This is a genomic window from Kluyvera intermedia (assembly GCF_021440345.1).
Lineage (GTDB): Bacteria > Pseudomonadota > Gammaproteobacteria > Enterobacterales > Enterobacteriaceae > Kluyvera > Kluyvera intermedia_A.
The window spans coordinates 1-7,923 of record NZ_JAKCNS010000026.1; the positions used below are offsets into that span (position 1 = coordinate 1).

Here is a 7,923-nt window from a genome sequence, read left to right on the forward strand (position 1 = left end):
TTATAGGGTTGCATTCACTTCCCTTATCACTACTATCCATGTGTTCGTAAAACTTAAAATCCTCTGAAATCTTGCTAAATATATAGTAGAACTTCATTTTTATCTATCGCTAAATAATGTTGCGTAAGAATTGAATGTTTCAATATTACTTAAGATTATCAATGGGTAAGATACATTGTTAATTTTAGCTCATCATCTGCTTGATGCAAAACCGGCGACGATATTTTTATTTATTCACGTCATTAATTTTTCGTGCGTCGATAACGACCTAAGCTGATGCCGAGGTAAAGAACCGTGTTTCATGGAAAGTATCTGTAAAATCAGTGGGTAGTGGTTAATCAACGGTATAACCTATCTCAACCATAGATGACACCGACGTTGAGCCGATTGCCCTTTGTGAAGCGGGGTGATGTAATCCATGAGTTACCACAGACTTTATTAAGGTTACGTGGAGCGCAACACTTAGCCAGCCTGGCTGGCGCTGAATTCACCTGCGGGAGATTCAGGTAAACGGGCCGCCATGTTGCGGCCTTTTTACGTCATGGAATGAGCGATTCGTGCCGGTTCTGTCCATAGGTTCACAAAGTTGTCTTGTGCCGGTTGTTAGATAACGCTTATTGATTTGATAATGTAAACGCATTGGTCGAATCGGAAGAATTTCGTTAACTTAGACCTCAACGAAAACACGGAGGAAGTATAGATGTCCTTAATTAATACCAAAATCAAACCTTTCAAAAACCAGGCGTTCAAAAACGGTGAGTTCATCGAAGTAACCGAGAAAGATACCGAAGGTCGCTGGAGCGTCTTCTTCTTCTACCCGGCTGACTTCACTTTCGTATGCCCGACCGAACTGGGCGACGTTGCAGATCATTACGAAGAACTGCAGAAGCTGGGCGTAGATGTTTACTCTGTTTCTACCGACACCCACTTCACCCACAAAGCATGGCACGGTAGCTCCGACACCATCGCGAAAATCAAATATGCGATGATCGGCGACCCGACTGGCGCCCTGACCCGTAACTTTGAAAACATGCGTGAAGATGAAGGTCTGGCAGACCGTGCAACCTTCGTTGTTGACCCACAGGGTATCATCCAGGCAATCGAAGTTACTGCTGAAGGTATCGGCCGCGATGCGTCTGACCTGCTGCGTAAAATCAAAGCTGCTCAGTATGTTGCTTCCCACCCAGGCGAAGTTTGCCCGGCGAAATGGAAAGAAGGTGAAGCGACTCTGGCTCCATCTCTGGACCTGGTCGGCAAAATCTAAAATTCGCTGCGTCTTTCATGCCACAGGTGCGTTGGCTACGCTTAATCGCCCCGGTCACTTACTTCAGTAAGCTCCCGGGGACTCATAAGATTGCCGCCTTCCTGTAACACGAAATACTGGCGAATTCATTCTCAAGCGGGGGCATATTCGCGCCCGCTTTCTTTCTCAAAAATCATCATTCAAGCCGCATTCAGGCTGGCCTAAGGCCGCTTGCATGATGATGTTTTAAGCCCAGGAGATAAAAATGCTCGACACCAACATGAAGACCCAGCTCAAGGCGTATCTTGAGAAGCTGACCAAACCTGTTGAGCTGATTGCCACGCTGGATGACAGCGCTAAATCGGCAGAGATCAAGGAACTGTTGGCTGAAATCGCTGAACTGTCAGACAAAGTCACCTTTAAACAAGACGATACTCTGGCGGTACGCAAACCGTCGTTCCTGATTACTAACCCAGGTTCGCACCAGGGGCCGCGTTTCGCCGGCTCTCCGCTGGGCCACGAGTTTACCTCGCTGGTCTTGGCGCTGCTGTGGACCGGCGGCCATCCGTCAAAAGAAGCACAGTCTCTGCTTGAGCAGATTCGCGATTTGGACGGCGATTTTGAGTTTGAAACCTATTACTCACTCTCCTGCCATAACTGCCCGGATGTGGTGCAGGCGCTGAACCTGATGGCGGTACTGAACCCGCGTATCAAACACACGGCGATTGACGGCGGGACTTACCAGAATGAAATCACTGAACGTAACGTGATGGGCGTGCCGGCGGTCTACCTGAATGGTCAGGAATTTGGCCAGGGCCGCATGACCCTGACCGAAATCGTGGCGAAGGTAGATACCGGTGCTGAGAAACGTGCGGCAGAAGAGCTGAATCAGCGCGATGCCTATGATGTGCTGATTGTCGGTTCTGGCCCGTCAGGCGCCGCGGCTGCCGTGTATTCTGCACGTAAAGGCATCCGTACCGGCCTGATGGGTGAACGTTTCGGCGGCCAGGTGCTGGATACCGTTGATATTGAAAACTATATTTCTGTGCCGAAAACTGAAGGCCAGAAGCTGGCGGGTGCGTTAAAGGCACACGTAAGTGAATATAACGTTGATGTGATTGATTCCCAGAGCGCATCTAAGCTGGTTCCGGCAGCGGTAGAAGGCGGCCTGCATCAGATTGAAACCGCTTCTGGCGCGGTGCTGAAAGCGCGCAGCATCATCATCTCCACCGGTGCTAAGTGGCGTAACATGAATGTCCCGGGTGAAGATCAGTATCGTACTAAGGGCGTGACCTACTGCCCGCACTGCGATGGCCCGCTGTTTAAAGGCAAACGCGTGGCGGTTATCGGCGGCGGTAACTCAGGTGTGGAAGCCGCGATTGACCTGGCGGGTGTGGTTGAACACGTTACGCTGCTGGAGTTTGCGCCAGAAATGAAGGCCGATCAGGTATTGCAGGATAAAGTCCGCAGCCTGAAAAACGTCGACATTATCCTCAACGCGCAGACCACCGAAGTTAAAGGTGACGGCAGCAAAGTGACCGGTTTGCAGTACCGTGACCGCGTTAGCGGCGACGAGCATCATGTTGCGCTGGCGGGGATCTTCGTGCAGATTGGCCTGCTGCCAAACACCAACTGGCTGGAAGGCGCGATTGAACGTAACCGCATGGGTGAAATCATCATTGATGCGAAATGCGAGACCAACGTGAAGGGCGTGTTTGCTGCGGGTGACTGCACCACTGTCCCTTACAAACAGATTATTATCGCCGCAGGCGAAGGTGCGAAAGCGTCGTTGAGCGCATTCGATTATCTGATTCGCACCAAAACAGCATAAAAAAGAAGACAATACCTGCAATGTCAAAGGCCACCGAAAGGTGGCCTTTTTTTGTTTTTAGCACGGAACGTTCGGATAGCGTGTCAGCGCACCACTAACACTGGAATATGTGCGTGACGAATGACGCTGGAAGCGTTCGAGCCCAGCAGATGCGTGCTGATGGACGGATTGCGCGAACCAATCACCACCATATCGGCATGCAGTTCTTCCGCCAGCTCGTTGACTGCGTCGCGCACGTTACCGAGGCGCACGTGCAGTTTGAGTCGTGAAGGGTCAATACTAAAGTGGCTCAGCATGGTTTGCAGCCGGGTTTCGGCTTCGTGCTGTAGGTGCTCTTCGAAACGACGTAGGTCAGAAGCAAAGCGACTCATGGTGTAGCTGGCTGAGGCTGGCAGTACGTGCAGTAAATGGATAATGCCATCCTGCTGGGCCATAAACTCTGCGTGACGAATGGCTTTGTCACTTAATTCCATCTCAAAAACATCAACGGGCATAATGATAGTTTTGTACATAGGCTCCTCCTTGTCTTTGTTGAACCATAACAACACATAATTGATTTCAAATGTGTCATTGAGTTCGCAAAATAGTTTAGTGAGGAAAAGGAAGTTGTAAAGATGAGTCAGCCACAAACAGAAAGAGGATGCCTGGCATCCTCTTAATTAATCGCTTTCGCTATTAGCGGTTGAACTCGCCAGCGGCTTCCGGTTGGTAGAGTAGCTCAAGCACTTCCAGGTGGGTTGACGCGCCGCCCGGTAATTCCCAGTGAATGGTGCTGCCGGTACGCAGGCCGAGCAGGGCGGCGCCAACCGGGGCCATCACGGAAAGCTGGCTGCTGCTGTCGGTCATTTGCGCCGGGAAAACCAGCGTGCGCACGCGCTCTTCGCCGGTGGTGAGATCGCGGAATCTGACCTGGCTATTCATACTCACTACATCGTGCGGCATGGCCTCCGGGGCGCACATCTGGGCACGATCAAGCTCGTCGTTTAGCGCGTTCGCCACCGGTGAATTTGCGTAAGCAGGTTGCTCAAGCAGGCGGTCGATGCGCTCGGCATCGAACTCATTAATAATGATGGCAGGTCTGGTCATTATCTACTCCATGTCATTTCTATTATCCAAAAGAAAACCCTCACCGCCAGCGGCAAGGGTTCATCTTTCTCCATCATACTGATCCCTGCATCAGGTTTGAAGTGATGCAGCGCACATTCAGGAATGGCGCTGCCATCATTGTGTGAATTTTGTGCGAAATCCATCGCGACTTATAAATCTGGATTATTCTTTTTAGGCTGCAACGGGCAGCGTCCTCCCAGCACAGGTGATCGTATGAGTGGTTTCGATAAACTGACCCTGAAAGATGGTAGTTATCTCTGGTTCAAGGATTGGGGGAGCGGGCAGCCGATAGTATTTAGTCATGGCTGGCCGTTGACGGCTGATGCATTTGAGGATCAGATGCTCTATCTGGGTTCCAAAGGCTATCGCGTCATCGCCCATGATAGGCGTGGACATGGACGCTCAGCACAGCCCTGGGAAGGGCATACGATGGACCAATATGCGGATGATTTAGCGGAGCTGACGGCGCACCTTAATTTAAAAGATGCGGTACACGTTGGGCACTCTACCGGCGGTGGAGAAGTGGCGCGCTATATTGGCCGTCACGGTACCAGTCGGGTGGCGAAGGCGGTGCTGATTGGCGCGGTGACGCCGATTATGCTGAAAACGGACTTCAACCCGAATGGTGTGCCGATGGAGGTGTTTGATGGAATTCGACAGGGTGTCATCAACGATCGCGGCGCATTTTTCTATGAACTGACGGCGGCCTTTTACGGCTATAACCGCGAGGGTGTCAGCGAGTCGAAGGCGGTACGCGAAGGATTTGTCGAGCAGGGGCTACAGGGTTCGATTAAAGCACTTTACGATTGTATTAAAGCCTTCTCGGAAACCGATTTGCGTGAAGATTTGCGCAAGATGACCATTCCGACGCTGGTGATTCACGGCGACGACGATCAGATTGTCCCATTTGAAACCTGCGGTAAGGTTGCGGCGACGCTGTTACCCAATGCCGAGCTGAAGGTTTATCACGGCGGATCGCACGGGATCTGCACCACCCATAAGCATCAGATTAACGACTGCCTGTTGGAGTTTATCCAACGCTAGCAGGGTTAGCCCCCGCATGATGCGGGGGCGTGGATCAGTAGCCGATTTTATCCAGCATGAACTGTTTGCCACAGTTACCCGGATGCGGCTGTGCCAGCAGCGAATCGGCGGAAAGCGGCTCGTTAATACGGGCAGATTTAATAGCAATCTGCATTTCCGTCAGATAGGACGGATTACCGTCGCAGGTTAATTTAATCGCTTTGACGTTTTGCTGACCAAAGGCTTTGGCAACTGCACTATCAAAACTGGCGCGGTCCACGGTTTTACCGTAATTAGTCGCCAGGAATTGGCCGATAGCGCTCTGTTTTATTTCGTTATTCAGACGGACCATGGTGTCGAAATAGACATCGGGGTCAAAACCAAAACAGACACCATGCTTGGCATATTCATAACGCTCAAGGCAGGTTTTTCCGCCGCTGCCCGGCATTACCTGATTCAGCTTATTGGCTACTTCCAACGATAAACCGGTCTCTTCGGCGGCGCATTTTTTGCCTGCTTTGGCTTCCGGCATATTGGGAATAGGCCGCGTTGCGCACCCAAAACGCATCCAGCGGTTATTATCGACGCCGCGAGAGGCGATAGAGCTGGGCAGACCAGGCCATAAGCCGTGAACCGTTAAATAGTCGGCTTTGTTGACGGCCTCTTTTGGCTGTTGGCATTCAAGCGGTTCTTTGCGGTTTCTATCATGCTGACTTTGGCAAAACCCGGTTTGCCATGAGAGTGCCAGAACATAACGGTCGAAGTCACCATATTGCGCGGGAACCAGGGGGGCGGCGTGAAGGCTGCCAGCGCAGAGCAACAGCGCAAACCCTGACACAATATTCTTCCTGAGCATAATTATGACTCCACATTTTTGATCATTTAAGGCTGTAGCTTAATCATAAAATAAGGCGCCATCAGGCGCCTTATTTATTTGATAGCCAAATGATTATGCTACGGCGCCAGGCACCAGAATTTCGGTGGCAATAATGACAACAATCAGACCGACGATAACCGGTACTGAGGTGCGTTTAACCACTTCAAACGGAGAAATTTTTGCCATCCCCGCCACCGCAACCACCACGCCGGAAACCGGGGAGATGGTACGGCCCAGGTTGGAAGCTTGCAGCATCGGAATAGAAAGATAGGCTGGGTTAATGCCGGAAGAGTGGGCCAGTTTAGGGATCATCTCGACGAAAGCATAGAACGGTGCATTCCCGGAGCCGGTGGTCATGGCGGCCAGCATGGTCAGGATGACCAGTACCAGCATCAGAATAATACTGGCAGAGCCAAACGAGGTGGCGATAGAGATCAGGCTATTAATAAATCCAATGGTGCTAAGACCTTGAGCAAATACACCTGCTGCAACTAACAGCATGACCACGCCGGCGAAGGCATCCGCCATCCCGCGATAAGCCACTTCCAGACCGGCAAAGACATTCTGAGTATTAAAGCCACGGAAGAATTCCAGAATTGCCGCCAGCAGCATGCAGATAACCAGAATGGCAATAATATGCAGCTCTGGGCCCCATTTACCGTCAAAAATAAGTACGCCGATAATCGGTGTAAACGGCAGGATGGCGTAGAAGTTCGGTGCGGTGGTGGTAATTTCATTCACATCCAGCATTTCTGGAGAAATATTTTCTTTTTTGTCCAGGTAGCGCTGCCAGAAGAAATGCGCGATGGCCATAGCAATAATGGCAACGATAGAAATTGGCAGTGTAGTTTTGAAGGCGAAATCAATTAACGGCATTTCAGCCGCTTTAGCTGCCAGCACAACATCACCGGAAGTTGGCGACAGAATAATGGCTGCCGGTGAGGCGCAGATTGCGGCAGCCGCGCCACGGCTAATTCCGACGTTAACCATCACAGGGAAGAGGGTTGCCATCAGCAGTACGCCAAGGCCGGTGGCGGAAGATACGGCCAACGACATCAGACATGCCACGAAGTAGGCGGCAATCATCAGAATATAAGGTGAGTTAATGAAACGCAGCGGCTTAGAGGCCAGTTTTACCACCATATCATTGGCGCCAATATGCGTCATGTATGCTGCGAAGCCGCACAGCATCATAATCATCATACCGAGATCGCCACCGCGGCTCATCAGCAGGATCTTGATGTATTCAATAATATCGGTAGCAGAGTAACCGGTACTGGTTGCGCTACTCGGTAAAATCTTATGTCCCATCAATGCGCTGGCAATCAGCAACAGTAAACCACCAACGAAAAGGACTCCCGTTGCGGAATACCCTTTGATGATGTAGCGGGCTACGCCCACAATAACCACAACACCAATCAGGAGTTCAAAGAACGTTAACATTATTAACACCTATCGCCCAGTTGTAAAATTGACGCACAGCTGCATCAAAGTAAGGGGTGGAATGTGCCGAAAAAACCGGCAAAATTAGCTGATGAAAATCAAAAAACAGACTAATTAAAGAGAATGATATTTCAATTTACACGATGTACTCACAAAGCTGAACATTGGCATCGCGTCGAGTATAGACCAGTGCTGAAATAACAAACAGTCAAGGTAAATGAAATGTTATCATTTTATGATGATTCGCTATGTCACCGCCGCAGTGAGATGTAGCGTGGGCTGTGATGAAAACCTTTTTTTGCGGTGTTTTTGAAGAGCATGTATGGTTTTATGTCTTTTTTAAGCGTGCGTTGAAGTATTAGGTAATTATTTTTATAATTAGGTAATGACTCCAACTTA

At 50.2% G+C, this 7,923-nt stretch carries 8 protein-coding genes; 3 read left to right on the forward strand and 5 right to left on the reverse strand.

Annotated features, from left to right (window positions below):
- The first annotated feature begins 700 nt into the window (after positions 1-700).
- The gene (gene ahpC, locus LZ634_RS08690; protein ID WP_052284784.1) at positions 701-1,264 is read left to right on the forward strand and encodes an alkyl hydroperoxide reductase subunit C; all 564 of its coding nucleotides are present in this window, start codon (positions 701-703) and stop codon (positions 1,262-1,264) included.
- A 244-nt stretch (positions 1,265-1,508) separates the two neighbouring features.
- Entirely contained in the window at positions 1,509-3,074 is a 1,566-nt protein-coding gene (ahpF, locus tag LZ634_RS08695; protein WP_234504027.1) for an alkyl hydroperoxide reductase subunit F, read from the forward strand.
- An 83-nt stretch (positions 3,075-3,157) separates the two neighbouring features.
- Here the strand turns inward: ahpF and uspG are convergent, their stop codons facing one another.
- The 3 genes from uspG to LZ634_RS08710 form a co-directional block, all read right to left on the reverse strand.
- Positions 3,158-3,586: a universal stress protein UspG gene (gene uspG / locus LZ634_RS08700; RefSeq protein WP_234504029.1), complete on the reverse strand. Its 429-nt coding sequence runs from the start codon at positions 3,584-3,586 to the stop codon at positions 3,158-3,160.
- A 163-nt stretch (positions 3,587-3,749) separates the two neighbouring features.
- Positions 3,750-4,160 carry a nucleoside diphosphate kinase regulator gene (rnk, locus tag LZ634_RS08705; protein ID WP_234504031.1) on the reverse strand — a complete coding sequence of 137 codons (411 nt, stop codon included), beginning with the start codon at positions 4,158-4,160 and terminating at the stop codon, positions 3,750-3,752.
- A complete protein-coding gene (locus LZ634_RS08710; protein WP_234504034.1) occupies positions 4,160-4,324 on the reverse strand; it encodes a hypothetical protein in 165 nt (54 codons plus the stop codon). The genes rnk and LZ634_RS08710 overlap by 1 nt, the downstream gene beginning before the upstream one ends.
- A 70-nt stretch (positions 4,325-4,394) precedes the next feature.
- On the opposite strand from LZ634_RS08710, the gene LZ634_RS08715 reads away from it, so the two are divergent.
- Positions 4,395-5,225 carry an alpha/beta fold hydrolase gene (locus LZ634_RS08715; protein ID WP_234504036.1) on the forward strand — a complete coding sequence of 277 codons (831 nt, stop codon included), beginning with the start codon at positions 4,395-4,397 and terminating at the stop codon, positions 5,223-5,225.
- Positions 5,226-5,259: 34 nt separating this feature from the next.
- Here LZ634_RS08715 and rna read toward each other — a convergent pair whose 3' ends face one another.
- Positions 5,260-6,060 (reverse strand): ribonuclease I, encoded by an 801-nt coding sequence (gene rna / locus LZ634_RS08720; protein WP_234504038.1) that lies wholly within the window; start codon positions 6,058-6,060, stop codon positions 5,260-5,262.
- Positions 6,061-6,153: 93 nt separating this feature from the next.
- Positions 6,154-7,524 (reverse strand): anaerobic C4-dicarboxylate transporter DcuC, encoded by a 1,371-nt coding sequence (dcuC, locus tag LZ634_RS08725; protein WP_234504040.1) that lies wholly within the window; start codon positions 7,522-7,524, stop codon positions 6,154-6,156.
- Positions 7,525-7,923 lie beyond the last annotated feature (399 nt).